This is a genomic window from Streptomyces radicis (assembly GCF_003626575.1).
GTDB classification, from domain to species: Bacteria; Actinomycetota; Actinomycetes; order Streptomycetales; family Streptomycetaceae; genus Streptomyces; species Streptomyces radicis.
The window spans coordinates 79,836-100,544 of the sequence record NZ_RBDY01000014.1 but is presented as its reverse complement, the minus strand read 5'-3'; the positions used below and the strand labels follow the sequence as shown (position 1 = coordinate 100,544).

Annotated in this window: 14 protein-coding genes and 2 pseudogenes; 6 read left to right on the top strand and 10 right to left on the bottom strand. The window is 73.0% G+C overall.

Annotated features, from left to right (window positions below):
* Positions 1-2: 2 nt before the first annotated feature.
* From D7318_RS19225 to D7318_RS19190, 8 genes and pseudogenes are all read right to left on the bottom strand, one after another.
* Positions 3-860: a TatD family hydrolase gene (locus D7318_RS19225; protein WP_120698345.1), complete on the bottom strand. Its 858-nt coding sequence runs from the start codon at positions 858-860 to the stop codon at positions 3-5.
* Entirely contained in the window at positions 860-1,417 is a 558-nt protein-coding gene (locus tag D7318_RS19220; RefSeq protein WP_120698344.1) for an EboA domain-containing protein, read from the bottom strand. Before D7318_RS19220 ends, D7318_RS19225 begins: the two co-directional genes overlap by 1 nt.
* Positions 1,411-2,292 carry a sugar phosphate isomerase/epimerase family protein gene (locus tag D7318_RS19215; protein ID WP_120698343.1) on the bottom strand — a complete coding sequence of 294 codons (882 nt, stop codon included), beginning with the start codon at positions 2,290-2,292 and terminating at the stop codon, positions 1,411-1,413. Before D7318_RS19215 ends, D7318_RS19220 begins: the two co-directional genes overlap by 7 nt.
* Positions 2,289-3,494, bottom strand: coding sequence for an SCO3242 family prenyltransferase (locus D7318_RS19210; protein ID WP_230423891.1), 1,206 nt, complete (start codon positions 3,492-3,494; stop codon positions 2,289-2,291). The genes D7318_RS19215 and D7318_RS19210 overlap by 4 nt, the downstream gene beginning before the upstream one ends.
* Complete coding sequence (locus tag D7318_RS19205; RefSeq protein ID WP_120698342.1) at positions 3,491-4,552, bottom strand: inositol-3-phosphate synthase; 1,062 nt, start codon at positions 4,550-4,552, stop codon at positions 3,491-3,493. The genes D7318_RS19210 and D7318_RS19205 overlap by 4 nt, the downstream gene beginning before the upstream one ends.
* Before the next feature lie 233 nt (positions 4,553-4,785).
* Positions 4,786-6,123, bottom strand: a pseudogene (locus tag D7318_RS19200) (ThuA domain-containing protein); the annotation flags it as partial.
* Positions 6,124-6,126: 3 nt separating this feature from the next.
* Positions 6,127-8,547, bottom strand: a complete 2,421-nt coding sequence (locus D7318_RS19195; RefSeq protein ID WP_230423890.1) for a PQQ-dependent sugar dehydrogenase — start codon at positions 8,545-8,547, stop codon at positions 6,127-6,129.
* A gap of 246 nt (positions 8,548-8,793) precedes the next feature.
* Positions 8,794-9,336 (bottom strand): TetR/AcrR family transcriptional regulator, encoded by a 543-nt coding sequence (locus tag D7318_RS19190; protein WP_120698409.1) that lies wholly within the window; start codon positions 9,334-9,336, stop codon positions 8,794-8,796.
* 303 nt (positions 9,337-9,639) lie between these two features.
* Here D7318_RS19190 and D7318_RS19185 point away from each other — a divergent pair, with 303 nt between their 5' ends.
* Together D7318_RS19185 and D7318_RS19180 are read left to right on the top strand one after the other, a co-directional pair.
* Positions 9,640-12,147 (top strand): beta-glucosidase, encoded by a 2,508-nt coding sequence (locus tag D7318_RS19185; protein ID WP_120698339.1) that lies wholly within the window; start codon positions 9,640-9,642, stop codon positions 12,145-12,147.
* 115 nt (positions 12,148-12,262) lie between these two features.
* A pseudogene (locus tag D7318_RS19180) lies at positions 12,263-13,690 on the top strand (glycoside hydrolase family 30 protein); the annotation flags it as partial.
* Between the two features lie 119 nt (positions 13,691-13,809).
* On the opposite strand, the gene D7318_RS19175 reads toward D7318_RS19180, so the two are convergent.
* Positions 13,810-14,217 carry a hypothetical protein gene (locus D7318_RS19175; protein WP_120698408.1) on the bottom strand — a complete coding sequence of 136 codons (408 nt, stop codon included), beginning with the start codon at positions 14,215-14,217 and terminating at the stop codon, positions 13,810-13,812.
* A 170-nt stretch (positions 14,218-14,387) separates the two neighbouring features.
* Here D7318_RS19175 and D7318_RS19170 point away from each other — a divergent pair, with 170 nt between their 5' ends.
* A complete protein-coding gene (locus tag D7318_RS19170) occupies positions 14,388-15,602 on the top strand; it encodes a helix-turn-helix domain-containing protein (RefSeq protein ID WP_120698337.1) in 1,215 nt (404 codons plus the stop codon).
* A gap of 264 nt (positions 15,603-15,866) precedes the next feature.
* Positions 15,867-16,271, top strand: a complete 405-nt coding sequence (locus D7318_RS19165; RefSeq protein WP_147437756.1) for a hypothetical protein — start codon at positions 15,867-15,869, stop codon at positions 16,269-16,271.
* A gap of 86 nt (positions 16,272-16,357) precedes the next feature.
* On the opposite strand, the gene D7318_RS19160 is transcribed toward D7318_RS19165, so the two are convergent.
* Entirely contained in the window at positions 16,358-16,762 is a 405-nt protein-coding gene (locus tag D7318_RS19160; protein ID WP_120698335.1) for a DUF4870 domain-containing protein, read from the bottom strand.
* Positions 16,763-16,978: 216 nt separating this feature from the next.
* Here D7318_RS19160 and D7318_RS19155 point away from each other — a divergent pair, with 216 nt between their 5' ends.
* Entirely contained in the window at positions 16,979-19,351 is a 2,373-nt protein-coding gene (locus tag D7318_RS19155; RefSeq protein ID WP_120698334.1) for a phosphoketolase family protein, read from the top strand.
* 102 nt (positions 19,352-19,453) lie between these two features.
* Entirely contained in the window at positions 19,454-20,704 is a 1,251-nt protein-coding gene (locus tag D7318_RS19150; protein ID WP_120698333.1) for a glycosyltransferase family 4 protein, read from the top strand.
* The last annotated feature ends 5 nt before the right edge of the window (positions 20,705-20,709 follow it).

Below are 20,709 nucleotides of genomic sequence, written 5' to 3'. Positions count from 1 at the left end.
GGTCACCGCCCCGCGGGGGCGCCGCGCGCGATGGAGTTCCCCTCGAACAGCTCGGGCCGCTCGCGCTCGCCCAGGTCGAGGCGGCCGCTCAGGCCGTAGAACTCCACGGGGTTGCGCCACAGCACGCGGTCCACGTCGTCCTCGCCGAACCCGGCGGCCAGCATGGCGTCGCCGACCTTGCGGGTCTTGAGCGGGTCGCTCTTGCCCCAGTCCGCCGCCGAGTTGACCAGCATCCGGTCGAGGCCGAGGCGGCGCAGCACGGCGACGGTGCGGGCCTCGTCCATCTTGGTGTCGGGGTAGACGGAGAACGCCAGCCAGCAGCCGGAATCGGCCGCGCGGTCCACGGTGGTCTCGTTGAGGTGGTCCAACACCACGCGCTCGGGCGGCAGTTCGGACTCGGCCAGCACGGCGAGGGTGCGTTCGAGACCGGCCAGCTTGTCGCGGTGCGGGGTGTGGACCAGGGCGGGCAGGCCGTGGCGGGCCGCCAGTTCGAGCTGGGCGGCGAGCGCCTCGTCCTCGGCGGGGGTGATCGAGTCGTAGCCGATCTCGCCCACGGCGACCACGCTGTCCTTCTCCAGGTAGCGCGGCAGCTCCTTCAGGATCGGGGTGCAGCGCGGGTCGTTGGCCTCCTTGGGGTTGAGGGCGAGCGCGCAGTGGTGGGCGATGCCGTACTGGGCGGCGCGGTAGGGCTCCCAGCCGAGGAGCGCGTCGAAGTGGTCGACGAACGAGGCGGCGGACGTGCGGGGTTGGCCGAGCCAGAACGACGGCTCGACCAGCGCGGTCACGCCCGACGCACGCATCCGCTCGTAGTCGTCGGTGGTGCGGGAGGACATGTGGATATGAGGATCGAAGATGCGCATCACGCCTCCTGCACGGGCGGGAAGTCGGGGACGAGGCTGAGGATGTGGCGCACGTCGTCGGGGACCGGGCGCCCGGCGGCGGCCCGCTCGGCGGCGAAGTCGCGGGCCATGCGGGCGAGTTCGATGTCCGCGCGGTCGGCGAGCCCGGCCACCTCATGGATCGGGACGCCGATGAAGACGCACTTCAGGACGGCGTGCCGCCACAGGTGCTGGTCGAGGTGGCGGGCGGCGTAGGGGCCGAGGGCGGCGGCGATCAGGCGCGCGTCGTTGGCCCGCAGGGCGTCCTCGACCAGGGGCAACGCCTCGGGCCCGAGGGGCAGTTCGGGCAGGGCGAGCAGCACGGCGCGGCGCTCCGCCGCGTCGCCGCGCTGGTAGAGGCGGGTCAGGGTCTCGGCGTCGGGGCGGGCGACGCGCAGGAGCTCGACGCGGGCGGCGTCGGCGTGGTCGCGGCCGACGTGGCGTCCGGCGGCGGTGAAGGCGGTCTCCCAGCCTTCCGCGCCCGCGACGCCGTCCAGCCAGGCGCGGCCCTCGGGGGTGAGGTCGGGGTCGGTCAGCATGGCGCGGGCGCCTCCCTGCTGGCGGTGGGGAGCTGGTCGAGGGCGCGGGTGAGGAACGCGATCGAGCGGCGGGCGAGGTCGGGTCCCGCGTGGGAGTGGCGGGGCAGCTCGACGGATATGAGCCCGTCGTAGCCGGTGGCGGCGAGCGCGGCCAGCGCGCCCTCGACATCCATCTCGCCCTCGCCGAACGGCAGATGCTCGTGCACGCCGCGCCGCATGTCCTCGATCTGGACGTGCGCGAGCCAGGGCGCGGCGGCGGTGACGCAGTCGGGGACGGGGTCGGGTTCGAGGCAGTGGCAGTGCCCGATGTCGAGGGTCAGGCGCAGCGCGTCGGGGTCGCCGAGCTCGGCCCGCAGCCGGTGGAACGCGGCGAGCGTGTCGAGCAGCATGCCGGGCTCGGGCTCGACAGCGAGCGGGATCCCGGCGGCGGTCGCGGCCTCGACGACGGGGGTGAGGGCGTCGGCGAGGCGCGGCCAGGCGGCGTCCTCGGGGGTGCCGGGCGGGAGATGGCCGCTGAAGCAGTGCACGGCGGTGGCCCCGAGGTCGGCGCCGACCCGCACGGCGTCCACGAGCAGCGCGGTGCGGCGGGCGCGGGCCGCAGGGTCGGGGTCGAGGAGGCTGGGGCCGTGCTTGGCGGTGGGGCTGAGGACGTAACGCGCGCCGGTCTCGATCGCGACGGCGAGCCCGTGCCGCTCCAGGTCGCGGGCGACATCGGCGGTGCGGCGGGCCAGGTCGGGGGCGCACGGGTCGAGGTGCATGTGGTCGAGCGTGAGCGCGACGCCCCGGTAGCCGAGGTCGGCGAGCAGGGCGAGGGCGTCGGACAGGCGCAGATCGGTGAGGCCGTTGGTGCCGTAGGCGAAACGGAGTTCGGTCATGTGGGTGTGACCTTCCTGGACAGCCGCTTGGCGGCGAGCAGGGTGGCGAGCAGGGCGGGCGCGGCGAGGCCGCCTCCGGCGCGGGCCACGAGGGCGGCCTGGAGCGGCAGCATGGCGTTGAGCCCACCGACCACGCCCTGCCGCATGCGCCCCCCGGTCGGCTCCCGCACGGCCCGCACGAGCGGCGGCAGCGCGGTGGCGGCGTAGGCGACAGCGCAGATGGCCTCCGGCCAGGTCACCCGAAGGGACCGGGCCGGGGCCCCGACGGGTGACACGGCCCCTGGGGCGTCCCTGAGGGTGCCCTCCGGGCAGGTGGACCGACGGGCGGAGGCAACGGCCGCTCCGCGGCGGTGCGCCGCGACGGCGCTCCGGCCACCGCCGGGGGCGGACTCGGGCCACGCGCGCGACAACGCCCGTGCCGCGACGGCGGGGAGGCCGTCGGAGGGCGGCGTTCCGCCGCCGAGGCGCAGCGCTCGGGAAGGCGAACCTGCCTTCCGGCGCGAGGCGTTCCGCGGAAGCGCGCGCTTCCGCGCCGACGCCGCAGTGGTGAGGCCGCTTCCCGAGGCGCTACGCGCCTCCCTCTCGCGGCGACGAGGCAGCAGCAGGGCCGCCGCGATCGTCGTCGTTGCCGCCGCCGCGGCGAGCGGGACCGCGCGGGGGGCGCCGCCGACCTCGTGGCGTGAGACCGTCGTCAGCGTGAACGTGTGGGCGGCGGCGAGCGCGGAACGCCGCAGGGCCGTGGGCGGGGTGTCGCCCGAAGTGGCCGCGCCCAGCAGGACGTTGAGCGAACGGGCGGTGGCCATCGCCGCCGGGCCCGCGGGGGTGTTCTTCAGGCCGAGGTTGTACGCCCACGCCGTGGCCGCGACCGCCGTGGCCGTCGTCGCGGCGGTGCGGCCGCACGCGGCGGCCAGGCCGAGGCCCGCCGCCGTCAGCGCCGCCGCCGCGCCGAACGCCGCGCGCGGCGGGATGCGGCCCGATGGCAGCGGGCGTTCGGGGCGTTCCACCGCGTCAAGCTCCCGGTCGGCCCAGTCGTTGAGCGCCATCCCCGACCAGTACAGGCACACCGAGGCCCCCGCGGCCATGGCGATGCGCCGAGGGGGCGCACCGCCCGCCGTGACGGCGCCCGCGATGATGTCGCCGGGCACCGTCAACGCCGCTGGTCCACGCAGCAGTTCGACCCAGGCCCGGGCGGTGGGGCTCACGATCCGGTCCGCAGCGTCTCGGCCAGCGCGATGAGCTCGCGCCACTGGTCGCCGAGGGCGGCGGATCCCGAGTCGGGGTCCTTGAAGAAGAAGCCGAGGCCTGGCACGGGGCCCGCGAGGCCCACGGCGTGGGCGCGGGAGACGAGCCGGGCCAGGTCGAGCACGAGGGGCGCGGCGAGCGAGGAGTCGCAGCCCTCCCAGATGGTCTGGAGGACCATGCGGGTGCCGAGGAAGCCGTCGAACGCGACATGGTCCCAGGCGGTCTTCCAGTCGCCGAGGGCCGGGACGTTGTCGATGTGGACGGTGCCCTCGGGCAGGGTGCCGAGGTTGTCGTCGAGGACGCGCTCCTTTCCCGCGTTCTTGGCCGCCGCCGCTGCCGGGTCGGCCAGGGCGGCGCCGTCGCCGCCGCCCAGCAGGTTGGTGCCCGACCAGGAGCGGACGTTCAGGGCGCGCTGGGCGAACATCGGGGCCAGCGCGGCGCGTAGCAGCGTCTGCCCGGTCTTGCCGTCGCGCCCGGCGAACGGCAGACCGGCGGCGGTGGCGCGTTCGGCCAAGCCCTCGCCGCGCATGCCGGTGGCCGGGGTGAAGTTCACATACGAACAGCCCGCGTCGATCGCGGCGTTGGCGTAGCCGGTGGAGACGGAGGGGTCGGTCTCCACGGTGGCGACGTTGACGACGACCGTGCGGGCGAGGCCGTGGCGGCGGGTGAAGTCGGCGATGTCCAGGGCGGGATCGCCGTGCGGGTAGCGGATCTCGGTGTCGGCGGCGGCGAGTTCGGAGGCGATGGCGGAGGGGAGGCCATGGGGGAGGACGCCGCCCGCGACCAGCTCCTCGGCGCGCTTGACGAGGGGCGTGTCGGCGATGTCGTGGCCCCCGATGACCAGATGGTCCAGGTCGGGAAGCCCCGAGGCGGCGAACGGCGGGAGCGCGGTGACAAGACCGGTGGGTGGCCAGAGCCCGGCGGCGAGGGCCGCCCGGCCCGCGATGGTGGTGGTGGCCACGGAGCCCCTGGCCCCGATGAGCCAGAGGCCGGTGCGTTCGGTGGATGCGGTGGACACGGGGGGCCCTCCCTTTTCTCGGGTGGTGCGGAAGGCGGGTGGTGCGGAGAGGTGCCCGGCCGCGTACGGGTACGCGGCCGGGCACCGGAGTGCCGACGGCGGGGTGGGTTCGGCGTCACCACCCGCGCCGCCGTTTCCCGGCTGTACGGGCCGGGCCGTCGCCGCCGCCCCTCGCGGCGTCGACGGGTCTGGGGGATGTGCTGGGGAAACGCGCTCGGAGCGGGCTAGGGGGTCAGCTCTTGGATGCGGATGTCGCGGAAGGACACGGTGTCGCCGTCACCGTGGTTCTGGATGCCTATGTGGCCTTGGAGGCTACGCGCCGGGTCGGCGTTGGTGAAGTCGTTGATCAGAGTCCCGTTGAGGAAGATCTGGAGTCGCTCGCCCTCGACCCGTATCTCATAAGTGTTCCACTCCCCCGGCGGGTTGAGGCTGGCGTCGCGCGCCTCGATGTCGGCGGACTGGAAGCCGTAGACGGATCCCGTGGTGCGGTCGTCGGCGTCGGTGGCGTCGATCTGGATCTCGTAGCCGTTGTCGACGGCCGACCAGGGGTCGTCGGACGGCGGGAAGCCCACGAAGATCCCGGAGTTGTCGTCGCCCGCCATGCGCCAGTCGAGCTTGAGGGAGTACGACGCGAACTCGGCCGTCTCGTACCACAGCAGGCCCATGCCGCCGACGCTCGTGAGGCTGCCGTCCTCGTCGAGCGAGAACGAGCCGGGCCCGGCCTGCGACCAGCCCTCGGTGCCCGAGCCGTCGAAGAGCGAGGTGTAGCCGCTCTCCGGGCGGCAGTCGGCCTGGGTGACCTCGGCCGCCCAGCGGATGCCGCCGAGCAGGTGGCGCACGAACTCCGGCTCGCTGTACGACTCTTCGGTGTGGCCGCCGCCGGTGTAGAACGCGCGCCCTCCGTCGTACTCCTTGCACCAGGCGATGGGGTGGTCGCCGTTCATGGTGCCGCCCTCGTAGCTGGACTCGTCGAGCGAGGCCAGGACGTGGGAGTCCTCGCGGGGGTTGGTGCGGTAGTCGTACCACTCGTCGGTGCGCTGCCACGTCTCGCCCAGGTGGGCGGTCGCGTCGTGCGCCCGGTCCTCGACGACCACGTCGGCGGGCTGGATGTGCGGGTGCGACTGGAAGAGGGCACCGGCCAGGCCGTTGTACCACTCCCAGTCGTACTCGGTGTCCGCCGCGGCGTGGACGCCGACGTAGCCGCCGCCACCCTGGATGTAGCCCTCGAACGCGGCCTGTTGGGTGTCGTCGAGGACGTCGCCCGTGGTGGAGAGGAAGACGACGACCTCGAACTGCGCCAGGTTCGCCTCGTCGAACGCCGTCGAGTCCTCGGTGGCGGTGACCGTGAAGTTGTTCTCGGCGCCGAGCTGGGTGATCGCCGCGATGCCCTCCTCGATGGAGTCGTGCCGGAAGCCCGCCGTCTTGGAGAAGACGAGCACGTCGTAGGCCGGGTCGTCCGGCGCGGCCGTCGGGTCGGCCGAGGCCGTCGCCGAGGGCAGGACGGCCGTGCCGAGCAGCCCGAGCGCGGCCCAGCAGGCGAGCCGCCGTGTGCGTTTCGTCCGGTCGGTCATGCGCTACTCCCCTGTGGTGAAGGTGAAGTCGTCGATGTCCAGGAGGCCGCCCGCCCCACCGCTGAAGGTGAGGTAGAGGGTGGTCGTACCATCCGGCTGCCCGGAAAGCGTGGTGCTCACGTCCACGTACTGGTCCCAGCCGCCGGTCGCGGGCACGTCGACCGTGCCGATCGCTGGCCCGTCGGGCGCGCCGGTGCGGACCGTGATGGTGCCGCCCGCGCCGCCGGATGCCGCCCGCGCGGTGAACTCCGTGGCGTTGTCGACCACATAGGGTTCGAAGGAGATCCAGTCGCCGTTCTCGATGAAGCCGACCGCGCGGCCGCCGTGGGCGCCCGCGTACTCGGTGATCTGGACGCCGCTCATGTCGCCGAAGTGCTCGGCCTGGCGGGTCTTGGTCTGTGAGACGTGCTGGTCGCGCCCGGTGAGGCCGCCGCTGTCGGTGTACTCGGCGTCCCACACCCCGTAGATGTTGGCGTTGGGGTCGTGCTCGCCGTCCTCCAAGGTCTGGAGGGTGCCGGAGCAGCCGTCGGTCGAGGTCAGCGCGTGGCCGTGGCTGTCGTGGCCGAGGATGAACGTCAGGGTGACGTCCGCGCAGTCGATCTCGCCGTCCTCGGGGTCGGTCACGGTGATCTCGAAGGGCACCGCGTCGCCGAAGTCGACGAGTTGGCCGTCCTCGGGCAGGTGCAGCTCGACGGTGGGCGCGGTGTTGCCCACGGTGATCGGGACCGAGGCGGATGCGGTGAGGCCGCCCGCGTCCGTCACGGTCAACTCGGCGGTGTAGTCGCCGTTCTCGGTGTAGGTGTGGCTCGGGTTCGGCTCGGTCGAGGTCGCGCCGTCGCCGAAGTCCCAGGCGTAGGAGAGGGTTTCGCCGTCGGGGTCGGTGGATCCCTCGGACGAGAACCGGACGTCGAGCGGCGCGGCTCCCGAGGTGGGGTCGCCCGACGCCTGCGCGATGGGGGCGAGCCCGCCCTCGCTGACGGCCTCGATCCGGTAGAGGGCGCTGTTCTCGTCGCCGGTGAACCAGCCGGTGCCGTAGTCCAGGACATACAGAGCGCCGTCGGGGCCGAAGGCGCTGTCCATCACCTGGGTGCCGGACCACGGGAACTCGTTGATCGTGCCGTCGGGGGCGATATCGCGTATCCAGCGGCGGCCGAACTCCGTGGCGAAGAAGTGCCCGTCGTACTCCTGCGGGAACTTGACCGACGACTGGAGGTCGGGGTCGAAGTTGTAGACAGGGCCCGCCATCGGGGACTCGGAGCCGTTGCCGAACTCGGGGACGGATCCGCCGTCGTAGGGGATCCACGCGGGCTGCGCGGGAGGCAGCTCGGTCAGTCCCGTGTTGTTCGGCGAAGTGTTCACCGGGGCCGAGCAGTTGAACGTGCCGCCCGAGGCGCCGCTGCCGAAGTCGTAGTCGACGTAGGCGTCCTGGTCGCCGGTGCAGTAGGGCCAGCCGAAGTTCCCCGGCTCGGTGATCCTGTTGAACTCGACCTGCCCGGCCGGGCCCCGCGTCGGGGACGACGTGCCGGAGTCGGGGCCGTAGTCGCCCACGTAGACGGTGCCGGTCGCCTTGTCGACGCTCATCCTGAACGGGTTGCGGAAGCCCATGGCGTAGATCTCGGGGCGGGTGCCCTCGGTGCCGGGGGCGAAGAGGTTCCCCGCGGGGATCGTGTAGCCGCCGTCGTCCTCGACATGGATCCGCAGCACCTTGCCGCGCAGGTCGTTCGTGTTGCCCGAGGAGCGCTGCGCGTCGAACGCGGGGTTGCGGTCGGCGCGTTCGTCGATCGGGGTGAAGCCGTCCGAGGCGAACGGGTTGGTGTCGTCGCCGGTGGACAGGTAGAGGTTGCCCTCGGCGTCGAAGTCGATGTCGCCGCCGACGTGGCAGCACTGGCCCCTGCTCGCGGCGACGTCGAGGATCTCCGTCTCGCTGCCGAGGTTCAGGGTGTTGTCGTCGTTCAGCGTGAAGCGGGACAGCCGGTTGACGCCGTCGAACGGCGCGAAGTCGGCGGCCGAGCCCTCGGCGGGCGCGTCGCCGCCGGGGGTGTCCAACGGGGGCGCGTAGTAGAGATAGATGAAACGATTGCTCTCGAAGTCCGGGTCGACGCCTATGCCTTGGAGCCCCTCCTCGTCGTGGCTGTAGACGGGGAGTTGGCCCGCGACGCTGGTGCTGCCGTTGGCGTCGGTGCGGCGCAGCGTGCCGTCGCGCGAGGTGTGCAGCACGGAGCGGTCGGGGAGCACGGCGAGCGTCATGGGCTCGCCCGTCTCGGCTTCGCCCTTGGCGAGCGTCACCTGCTGGAACTGCGCCTGGACCACGTCGGGCGGCGGCTCCTGGGCCGACGTGGTCGCGGTGTCGAAGGCCAGGACGCCGGTCGCCGCGAGCAGCGAGCCCGCGAGCGCGGCGGTGGCCTTGTGAAGTTTCCGGTGCACGCGCATCCTCCGGTTGAGCGCACGGGGTGGGGGGTTGAGCTCTCTCGATGGGCGCGCGCCGCCGCGCCGAAGGAACCGCGCGGCCGTCAGAGGAGGGGTCGGACCACGCGGTCGGGGAGTGACCGGTACACAACAGGGACGGTAACGACTTTCTCCCTCAGTGGAAACCCCTTTGAAACGAGAAGCGCGAACTTCATCCACCACGCGGACAAAGTGCGCGGCCGAAGTGTCCGAAAAGCGACGTTCTCAGTCCGCCTCGGGCAGCGGTCGGCCGAGCAGCGCGGTGATCGCCAACTCCGTCACCGCCGCCATGTCCACGGCCTCGGGCGCGAGCAGCCACTGCACCTGGAGGCCGTCCATCACCGCGATCACGGCGCTCGCCGCCGCCACCGGATCGATGCCCTCGTCGATCTCGCCCAGCTCACCGGCCTCGGTGAGCGCCTCGACGAGCAGCCCGCGCAGCCCCTCGTACCGTGTCCTGAAGTAGTCCTGCGCCGGATGGCCCTCCGTCACGCTCTCCGCGGAGAGAACGGCGTAGAGCCGCACGATGCCCTCGCGCTCCGCGTTGCGCGCCGCGGTCTCCACCAGGTGCCGCAGGAACGCGAGACCGCGTGGCCGCTCCTCGCCCAGCGTGCCGATGTCCGACTGGTCCCGCAGGTCGAGAACGCCCGTCAGCAGCCCGGCCTTCGAGCGGAAGTGGTGCAGCACGCCCGCCTGGGTCAGGCCCGCGCGCTCTGCGATCTCGGCGAGCGAGGCGTTGTGGTAGCCGCGCGTCGCGAAGGTCTCCATGGCGATGCGGAGGATCTCGTCGCGTCTGTGCTCCCGGTTGCCCCGCGCGCCCCGGGCACCGCCCTTGCCGCCCCGGGCGGCACCGCCCTTGCTGTCCTCGGTCGAGCTCCTCGGTGTGTGCGAAGGAGGCATACGAGTCCCGCTTTCCCTGCTCGGAGCACACGTCGTCGTCGACGTGTCCGTCGGGGTGCCGGATCGGTTCCGGAACCGGATGCACCTTACTAAGCACTTGGTAGGTCTGCTTTCATCGAGTCCTGTGGCAACCATTCGACCAACCCCATTCGCACAAGGACAGGACCGCCCATGACCTCGCTTTCCACCCCGGCCGCCGCTTCGGCGGCCGCCCCTGACGACGCCGAGCTGGCGCGCCGGGTGCGCGGCCTCGACGTCGCGGCCAAGGTGCGGCTGCTGACCGGGGCGACGCTGTGGGCCCTGCCGGACGAGCCACGCCTCGGCCTGCACCCCGTGGTGATGTCCGACGGCCCCCAGGGCGTGCGCGGCACGGGCGAGATCCCCGGCGCGACCGGGCTGCTCGCCCCCGCGCCCAGCGCGGTCGGCGCCGCGTGGGACGTCGAACTGGCCGAGCGGCTCGGCGCGTTGTTCGCCGCCGAGGCCCGCCGCAAGCGCGTCGACGTGCTGCTCGCCCCCGCCGTCAACCTCCAGCGCACCCCCGTGGCCGGGCGGCACTTCGAGTATGTCGCCGAGGACCCGCTGCTCACCGGGGCCATCGCGGGCGGCCTGGTGCGCGGGCTCCAGCGCAACGGCGTCGCCGGATGCCCCAAGCACTACGTGGCCAACGACTCCGAGACCGATCGCACGCGCTACCGCGTCGAGTTGGCCGAGCGGACGCTGCGCGAGGTGTATCTGGCGCCGTTCGAGGCGCTCATCGCCGACGCCGACGCGTGGACCGTGATGGCCGCCTACTCGGGGGTGGACGACGGCTCCGAGGTCGCGCCCATGACCGAGCACCTGGGGCTGCTGCGCGGGGTGCTCAAGGGCGAGTGGCACTTCAGCGGCCCCGTCGTCAGCGACTGGGCCGCGACCCGCACGACCGTGGCCTCGGCGATGGGCGGCCTCGACCTGGTGATGCCGGGGCCCGAAGGGCCCTGGGGCGACGCCCTGGTCGAGGCGGTGCACGCGGGCGAGGTGCCCGAGTCCGTCGTGGACGACAAGGTGCTGCGGCTGCTGCGCCTGGCCCGCCACGTCGGACGGCTGTCAGAGCCCGGCGCCCCGCTGGAGCGCCCCGCGCCCCCCGCCGGGCCCACCGAGGAGGAGTTCGCGCTGCTCCGCGAGGTGGCGACGCGTTCGACCGTGCTGCTGCGCGACCGCGACGGGCTTCTCCCGCTCGACGCGGGCGCGTTGCACCGGGTGGCGCTCATCGGGCCCAACGCGGTCGCGCCGTACTACCAGGGCGGCGGCAGCGCGTTCGTCCCCGCGGTGCGCACCGTGGGCTTCGAAGAGGGGCTGCGGAACGCGCTGCCCGCGGGCGTGGCGTTGACGGTGCTGCGCGGCGGCGACGACCGCGCGCACGCGCCGTTCGCCGACCCCGAGCTGCTGGGCGAGGGCATCACGGCCGACTTCCTCGACGCGAACGGCGTGCGCGTCGGCGGCGTCACGCGCCGCACGGGCGACTGGGGTGGCTTCCACGACTACCCCGATGAGACCCAACGGGTGGTGCTGCGCGGGGAGTTGACGCTGAGCGAGCCGGGTGTGCACGACCTCGAGATCGGCGCGGTCGGCCGCTTCACCGCGCGCCTCGACGGCGACGTCGTGGCGTCGGGCGACGAGGACCGCGGCGTCGAGGTCGTCCTCGACTCCACCCACCACCACCCGCCCGGCACCCATGTCGAGGTGACCGTCGGCGACCAACCGCGGTGCGTCCCACTGGAGTTCGACCTGGCCGTCGTGGACGCCGAGGGCTATGGGCGCCTCATCACCCTGCATCTGCGCCACCGGCCGCCGGGGCCCGCCGTGGAGGACGAGATCGCCGAGGCGGTCGCCGAGGCGCGGCGCGCCGATGTCGCCGTGGTGGTCATCGGCACCAACGAGGAGGTGGAGTCCGAGGGTTGGGACCGCACATCGCTCGACCTGCCGGGCCACCAGGTGGAGCTCGTCACCCGCGTCGCCGCGGCCAACCCCCGCACGGTCGTGGTGGTCAACGCGGGCGCCCCCGTCGTGCTGCCCTGGACCGAGGACGAGGTGCCCACCCTGCTGTGGGCGTGGCTGCCGGGCCAGGAGGCGGGCCACGCGCTCGCCGACGTGCTGCTCGGCCGCGCCGAGCCCGCGGGCCGCCTGCCCTGCACCCTGCCCGCCCGCGCCGACGACGTCCCCGTGCCGCACGCCCGCCCGGTCGACGGCGTCGTCGCCTACGCCGAGGGCCTGGACATCGGCCACCGCGGCTGGGACCGCGCCGGGCTGACCCCGGCGTTCCCGTTCGGCCACGGCCTCGGCTGGACGACGTGGCGCTACGACTCGGTCGCCGCCGCCGCGGGCCACCCGGCCGCGGGCGACGACCTGCGGCTGACCGTCAGGATCGCCAACACCGGGCCCCGCGAGGGCCGCGAGGTCGTGCAGGTCTATGTCGAGTCACCCGACGAGGGGCCCGAACGCCCGGTGCTGACGTTCGCCGGGTTCGCGGGCGCGCGCGTCGCCGCGGGCGAGTCGGCCTCGGTCACCGTGACCGTGCCGGGCCAGGCGTTCCGCGTCTGGGACCCGGACGCGGCGGCCTGGCGCACGCCGCGCGGGCGCTACCGCCTGCACATCGGGCGCTCGAGCCGCGATCTGCGCCTGGTCACCGACGTGGAGGTGTAGCCCTTTCCCGGGGGCGGCCGTCCCCGCCCCACCGGGGGCGGCCGCCCGGGCGCTTCGCCTCCCGTCCCCCACATCCCCGCACGGGGACCCCCACAGTGAAGAAGGAGCCGCCCCCATGACCCGCACCCGCACCCGCACCCGCGCCCGTGTCCGCGCTCGGCGCCTCGCCGTGCTCGCCGCCGGTCTGACGCTCGCCGCGGCGGGCCTCGCCGAGCCCGCGCGCGCCGCCGACAGCACCGCGGACGTCTGGCTGACCACGTCCGACGGCGGAACGCGCCTGGCCCGGCAGGGCGAGGCGTCGTTCACCGGCGCCCCCGAGGCCGTCGACATCAGCGTGGACTCCCGCGTGCGCCACCAGCCGTTCACCGGAGCGGGCGCCTCGATCACCGAGGCGTCGGCCAGCCTCATCGACCAACTGCCCCAGGGCGAACGGGACTCGCTCATGACGTCGCTGTTCTCCGACGGGGGCGACGGCATCGGACTGAGCTATCTGCGGCAGCCGTTGGGCAGCACGGACTTCAACTCGGGCCCGTTCTACACCTTCGAGGACACCCCAGGGCAGTTCTCGATCGACCGCGACCGGCAGCAGATCATCCCGCTGCTCCGGCAGGCCACCGGCCTCAACCCCGACCTGCGATTGATGGGCAGCCCATGGTCGCCGCCCGCGTGGATGAAGACCAACGACTCGCTCAACGGCGGCAGTCTGCGCCCCGAGCACTACCAGACCTACGCGGGCCACCTGGTGCGCGCGATCCAGGAGTACGGCGCCGAGGGCATCGAGCTGACCGATCTCACGGTGCAGAACGAGCCGCAGTTCGCGACGAGTTACCCCTCGATGTCGATGACGGCCGCCGAACAGGCGGCGTTCCTACGGGTGTTGGACGGCGCGTTGGACGCCGCCGGGCTGCCCACCAACCTGCTGGCGTACGACCACAATTGGGACACCCCGCAGTACCCCCTCGACGTCCTGGCCGCCACCGGGGACATCGACCGCGTGATCGGGGCGGCGTTCCACTGCTACGGGGGCCAGCCCGAGTCCCAGTCCCTGATCGCCGAGACGGGCGCGCGGGTCTTCTTCACCGAGTGCTCGGGCACGGACAGCGCCACCCCGGCCCAGACGTTCAGCGACAGCCTGCGCTGGCAGGCCGAGAACCTGGTGGTCCGCAACATGCGCAACGGCGGCGAGACCGTGATCACCTGGAACCTCGCCCTCGACGCGAACGGCGGCCCCCACCAGGGCCACTGCGACAACCGCTGCAACGGCGTGGTCGAGATCGACGGCACGCGGGTCACCCGGGGCGCGGAGTACTACGTGCTCGGCCACCTGTCGACATTCGTCGACCCCGGCGCGGTCCGCATCGGCTCCACCAGCCAGGGCCCCGGCGGCGTGCAGAACGTCGTGTTCGAGAACCCGGACGGCCAGCGCGTCGCCTATGTCGTGAACGCGTCCGGGTCCGAACAGCGGTTCTCGATCACGGAGTCGGGCCGCTCCCTGTCCACGGCCCTCCCCGCGGGCGCCGTCGGCACCTATGTGTGGGACGGCCCCCCGGCGTAAGTCGTCGCCTCGCGGCGGGCCACCGGCGAAGCGCGCCCGCCGCGGGCGGGGTCGTTCGCCGTCCCGGCGGCGGTCACGCGCGGCACCAGGCATGCACGCTGGACGCGCTATCCGCGCCGGGCGGCGCCCTCGGGCCATACGACATCGACCGGCAGCCCGGCCTCACGCGCTTGGCGGACCACGCAAGCCGTGCCTCCCCTGCCGTTCGGTGGTGAGCCGTCCCACACCGCGACGAGGCGGTCCGCGCGACGCAGCAGCTCCTTGCCAGCAGCCTCGTACGCCTCCCGGTCCGCTCGTTCGCGGGGCATGGTGACGACCTCGTGAGCGGACTCGACCAGCCGGTCGAACTGCCGGAATTGCTCGGGGCCCACCTTCCGCGCCCGGTAGTCACGCGACGGGATCACCAGGACCAGTCGCCCGCCGACCTCCACCACCGCCTCCGCGAACAGCGCGTCGGCGCCCGCGGCCACACAGGACACCCCGACCAACTCGGCGGGCCGGTAAGCGGCCAGCAGCTCGCGTAGCGCGGAGGCGGCAGCGGAACGAGTAGACGACGCCGTGTCGCCTCGCGGGGGGCCACCGGCGACGGCGCCTCCACGGTGTTGACGGGGTCGTTCGCCGTTCCCGCCGCCGGGGGGAGGGGTACGGTCCTGAGTGCCGACGCAGGACGAACACGGAGACGCCGATGAACGAGGCGCAGGAGATCGGCCGACGGATGCGCGATGCGCGGCTTCGCCTCGGCCTGACACAGGCCGACGTCGCCGCCGCGCTCGGCTATACGCAGGGCTGGGTCTCCAAGGCGGAGAAGGGCCGCATCGAGCTCGACCGCACCAGCGTCATCAACGCGGTCGCCGGTGTCCTGCACATCCACCCCAACGAGCTGATCGAACGCCCGTATTGGGGCGCCGCCGCGGCGAATCAGTGGGAGGTGAGCGCCTCGGCGATCATAAGGGAGCTGAGGCGCTACGACCTGACGCCCGTTTTCGACGGTCCGCCCCGGTCGGCCGCGGCCCTCTGGGGGGAGACCACACGCCTGCACGGGCTGCGTGACAACGCCGCGAGCACAGCCATTCTCCAAGCCCTCCCCGACCTCCTGCGCGAGGCGCGGGCCTTGGCCGAGGTATCGAGCGGCCGGGAACGGGAGGAGGCGTTCGGCATCTATGCGATCTGCTGCAAGTTCGGCCACACCGCCGCGCACGCCCTGGGACATCCCGAGCTGGTGGCGATGACGTGCGAGCGGGCGGCCTGGGCGGCGGGCCGGTCAGGTGACGAGCTGATGCCCGCCGTGGCCGACTGGATGCGGGTCTGGGACATGTGGGCCACGGCCGACTGGGGCGACGCGACGGCCCTGTCGGACAAGGCCCTGCGGCTGGTGGAGCCGCTGTACACCCGTGGGGACCCGCACGCCGTGCGCGTCTGGGGCTCCCTGCATCTGCGCGCGGCCGTATCGGCGGCACGTGGCAGCCTCCCGAACGAGGCCCGCCATCGCATCGCCCAGGCCGAGGAGGCCGCCGAACGCATGCCGCCCACCGCGTTCGACCGGCACAGCCTCACGTTCAGCGCCGGGAATGTGGCCGCTCACGCGGTCAACGTCGAGCTGGAGATGAGCCAGCAGGACGAGGCACTGCGGCTTCACGAGGCGAAGGGGAAGGCGGCGATCCTGGCGTTGCCGAAGTCGCGCCGCGGACACTATCAACTGGACCTTGCACGCGCGTACCTGTGGACCGGACAGCGGGAGCGCGCGCTGACCGAGCTGGAGCGGGCGGAGCGGACGGCGCCTCAGCTGATCCGAAATCACCCCATCGCCCGCGCCACCCTGCGCCGGATCCGAAGTGGCGAACGGGCGGGGGTGTCCGAGCGTCTGCGGCGGATGTCGAGTCGGTTCCACTTGGACGGCTGACCAGCGGGTATTCCTGCGGGTCATATCCGGCGGTCACCCGGCACCTACGGTCTGTCATCACCGGATCACCGATGACACCGGAGCTGACATGACGCGTACCCGCCGCACCCTGCCCCCCGAGCCCGCGCCGCCGCCGTTGAGCGATGATCCGCCTACGGTGATCGTGGGGCGGGACTGTCCGCCCGCGATGCCGCTCGACCTGTGTCTTGGCTGTCGCGACCGCGTTCCTTCGCTGGCCACGCACGTGTGTTGCGGTGGTGGGTCGTGAGCGAGCGCTGTGCGTCGTGCGGGACGACGATGCCGCCGTTGACCGTGGTGGCGGTGCACCATGCCGGGTCGGGTGGCGGGTGGACGCATCGCGCGTGCGCGAGCTGTCTGGCCCGTGAGCGGCTGATCCCGTTCACCTTCCACCCGCTGAACCACGATGGGACGCGGCTGCCCTACCCGGAGGTCGTCCCGAACGAACTGGTCGCCAAACTCGCCGTGTTGGGCGAATCACCCGCGCTCGCCGCCCCGATCGGACGGCTCCTGGCCGCCGTGGCCCGCACGAAGGACCGCATGCTCGACGCCGACCAGCGGCACGCCGCCCACGACGAGGCCCGCGCCGCCGTGGCGCGCCTGCGAGAGGCCGCCCGGCTGGGGAGCGACGCCGTTCGGGAGGCCCGCTGAACAACGCCACCACCGTCCTGTGGGCCGCCCGCTGGGCGCCCTACCACCGGCGGGGAGCCCGTTCAGCGCGGATCGCCCGGCAAGGGCTACCGCAGCACCCGCAGCGACATCGCCCCTATGAGGCGGAAGTCCTTCCCCAGGGCCGTGCGGGCGGCGCCGACCAGCAGGGCGAACATGCCGAACAGCGTGTAGGAGGCCACGGCGATCATCGGCAGCGGCCCCGGGCCCGGGTCCTCGCCGGGCTCAGGACCGAGCCCGAGCAGAACGGACATCAGCGCGCCCGCGACGAGCGCCATCAGCACCGTGAGGCCGAAGTTGGCGGCGGCCGTGGCGTGTGCGCGGGTGAGGGGGTCGCGGGCCCTGGCCCGCACGGCCAGCGGGACCAGCCAGATCAGGAAGACGCCCACCATGGTGAAGCCGACCACTCCTGCCGTCAGATAGGTCAGCGCCGCGCCCTTGCCCGGCGCGCCGCGGTCCGCGTTCGTCGTCATGCCCCCGGATGTACCACCGCGCGCACGGGACCCCTCCCGTTTCGCCGACCCGGGCAGGGGTACTCGCGGGGGTCAGACACGACACGTACCGCAAGGCCAACCGCTCGCGCACCAGGAAGGCGCGCTAGGAACGCGCCAGGGAACGGGACGGTCCTCAGGAAACGGTCAGGGGACGGTCCTGGACCCCGGGACGCACGCACGGAAGGGGCCACGTCGATGCCGGAGACCCAGCTGGGCCGCGACGAGCTGTCCGCCCTCGACGCCCACTGGCGCGCGGCCAACTACCTGGCCGCAGGGCAGATCTACCTGCTCGCCAACCCCCTGCTGACCGAGCCGCTGCGCCCCGAGCACGTCAAGCCACGGCTGCTCGGCCACTGGGGCACTTCGCCCGGGCTCAACCTCATCCACACGCACATCAACCGCGTGATCAACGCCCGTGACCTGGACGCCATCTGCGTCTGGGGGCCCGGCCACGGCGCGCCCGCCGTGCTCGCCAACGCGTGGCTCGACGGCAGCTACACGGCCACCTACCCGGATGTGACGCGGGACGCGGCGGGGATGGGGCGGTTGTTCAAGCAGTTCTCGTTCCCCGGTGGCGTCCCCAGCCACGCGTCGCCCGAGACCCCGGGATCGATCCACGAGGGCGGCGAGCTCGGCTACTCGCTGGCGCACGCGTACGGCGCGGCGTGCGACAACCCCGGGCTGCTCGCGGCGTGCGTGATCGGCGACGGCGAGGCGGAGACGGGCCCGCTCGCGGGCTCGTGGCACGCGAACAAGTTCCTCGACCCGGTGCACGACGGCGCGGTGCTGCCGATCCTGCACCTCAACGGCTACAAGATCGCCAACCCGACCGTGCTCGCCAGGCTGCCCGAGTCCGAGCTGGCCGAGCTGCTGCGCGGCTACGGCCACGACCCGCTGATGGTCGCGGGCGAGGAGCCCGAGGCGGTGCACCGGGAGCTCGCCGCCGCGTTGGACACCGCGCTCGACCGGATCGCGGCGTTCCAGCGGGCCGCCCGCGAGGAGGGCGCCACGCGCCGCCCGCGCTGGCCCGCGATCGTGCTGCGCACGCCCAAGGGCTGGACGGGCCCCGCCGAGGTGGACGGCCTTCCGGTCGAGGGCACGTGGCGCGCCCACCAGATCCCGCTCGCGGCGGCCCGTGAGAACCCCGAGCACCTGCGCCAGTTGGAGAGCTGGCTGCGTTCCTACCGGCCACGGGAGCTGTTCGACGAGCGCGGCGGGCCCGTCGACCTCGTGCGCGCGGCGTGCCCGACCGGCGAGCGGCGCCTCGGCGCCAACCCGCGCGCCAACGGCGGCCTGCTGCTGCGCGAGCTGCCCGTGCCGCCGTTGGAGTCGTGCGCCGTGCCGGTGACCACGCCGGGCTCGGGCCAGCACGAGCCGACCGCCGTGCTCGGCAGGCTGCTCGCCCGGCTGATGGAGGCCACCGGCGAACGCCGCGACTTCCGCCTGGTCGGCCCCGACGAGACCGCGTCCAACCGGCTCCAGGCCGTCTACGAGGCGACGGGCAAGGCGTGGGAGGCCGAGACGCTGCCGGTGGACGAGCACCTGGCGCGCGACGGCCGGGTGATGGAGATCCTGTCCGAGCACCTGTGCCAGGGCTGGCTCGAGGGCTATCTGCTGACCGGGCGGCACGGGCTGTTCTCCAGCTACGAGGCGTTCGTGCACATCGTCGACTCGATGGCCAACCAGCACATCAAGTGGCTGCACTCGTCGCGCGAGCTGCCCTGGCGGCGCCCGGTCGCGTCGTTGAACTACCTGCTGACGTCGCACGTGTGGCGCCAGGACCACAACGGCTTCTCGCACCAGGACCCGGGGTTCGTCGACCATGTGCTCAACAAGAGCCCCGAGGTCGTCCGCGTCTATCTGCCGCCCGACACCAACACCCTGCTGGCGTGCGCCGATCACGTGCTGCGCAGCCGCGACTACGTCAACGTCGTGGTGGCGGGCAAGCAGGCGTGCTTCGACTGGCTGAGCCTGCCCGACGCCAGGGCGCACTGCGCGCGCGGCGCGGGGATCTGGGAGTGGGCGGGCTCCGAGGCGGACAACCGCGAGCCCGACGTCGTGCTCGCCTGCGCGGGCGACGTCCCCACCCAGGAGGTGCTCGCCGCCTCCGACCTGCTCCGCCGCCACCTGCCCGAGCTGGCGGTGCGCGTGGTCAACGTGGTGGACATCGCGCGGCTGCTGCCATCGGATGACCACCCGCACGGGCTGTCGGAGCACGACTACGACGCGCTGTTCACGACCGACCGGCCGGTGATCTTCGCCTACCACGGCTACCCCTGGCTGATCCACCGGCTGACCTACAAGCGCGCCAACCACGCGGACCTGCATGTGCGCGGCTACCACGAAGAGGGCGGCACCACCACGCCGTTCGACATGGTCGTGCGCAACGACATGGACCGGTACCGGCTCGTGATGGACGTCATCGACCGCGTGCCCGGGCTCGCCGTGCGCGCCGCCCACATCCGCCAGCACATGGCCGACGTCCGCTACCGGCACGGCCTGTGGATCACCGAACACGGCGTCGACCTGCCCGAAGTGGCCGACTGGACCTGGCGAGCGCGCGCCTGACTCTGCGCTACCTTCAAGTGACCATCCGTCAGGTGAACGGATGTGTGAACTCACGCCGAACGCCGGGCAACCGCGCGCTTGCCTCCAAGGGTCTATGTCCACATGAAGATTTCCTTCCTCCTCCACAACGCCTATGGGATCGGAGGGACCATCAAGACCACGTTCAACCTGGCCGGTGCGCTCGCCGAGCGGCACGAGGTGGAGATCATCTCCGTCCACCGGCACCGGGAGGAGCCGAATTTCACCCTCGACACAAAGGTGCGACTACGCGCCCTGACCGATCAGCGGGTGGAGAAGGACCATCCCCTCAGGCAGCGCGCCGCCAAGGTGTTCCCCGCCTCCGAGTACCGCTACGACCAGTACAGCGAGCTGACCGACCAGCGCATCGAGGAGTGCCTGACCGGGCTCACGTCCGACGTGGTCATCGGCACACGGCCCGGGCTGAACGTCCACCTCGCCCTCCAGGGCCCGCGCGGCGCCGCGCTCGTCGGCCAGGAGCACCTGACGCTCGACGGCCACCCCCCGGCCCTGCGCAACGCGTTGCGCGCCGTCTATCCGCGCCTTGACGCGATCACCACCGTCACACGGGCGGACGCCGACGCCTACCGGCGCAAGATGCGGATGCCGGGCGTGCGGGTGACCGCGCTGCCCAACAGCGTTCCCGAGCCGCGCCTCGCCCCCGCCGACGGCGAGGGCCGCATCGTGATCGCGGCGGGCCGCCTGGTCCGCTCGAAGCGGCACGACGTGCTGATCCGCGCGTTCGCGCGCGTCGTGGCCGAACGGCCCGACTGGCGGCTGCGGATCTACGGCAAGGGCGACGAGCACGACCGGCTGCGCGCGTTGATCGAGGAGCTCGGCCTCTACAACCACGTGCACCTCATGGGCGCCTACTCCCCCATCGAGGCCGAGTGGGTCAAGGGCTCGATCGCGGCGGTGACCTCGAGCTTCGAGCCGTTCGGCATGACGATCGTCGAGGCGATGCGCTGCGGCCTGCCCGTCGTCTCCACCAACTGCCCCTACGGCCCCGCCGAGATCATCGAGGACGGCGTGGACGGCAGGCTCGTGCCCGTCGGCGACGAGGAGACCCTGGCGGGGGCGCTGCTCGACCTCATGCGCGACGACGCGCTGCGCCACCGCATGGGCGCCGCCGCGCTCGCCCGCTCCCGCCGCTACGGCCCTGGACCGATCGTCGAGCAGGCCGAGGAACTGTTCGACGACCTGCTGCGGAGCAAGACCACCCGTGGCCGGATCACCGGCGCGTTCCGCCGGAGGGCCAGCGTCCACGCCATCAAGGACGCGGCCCTCACCCTCGCCTTCGCTCCTCTGCGGACCCTACGAAAGGTCAAGCGGTGAATCCC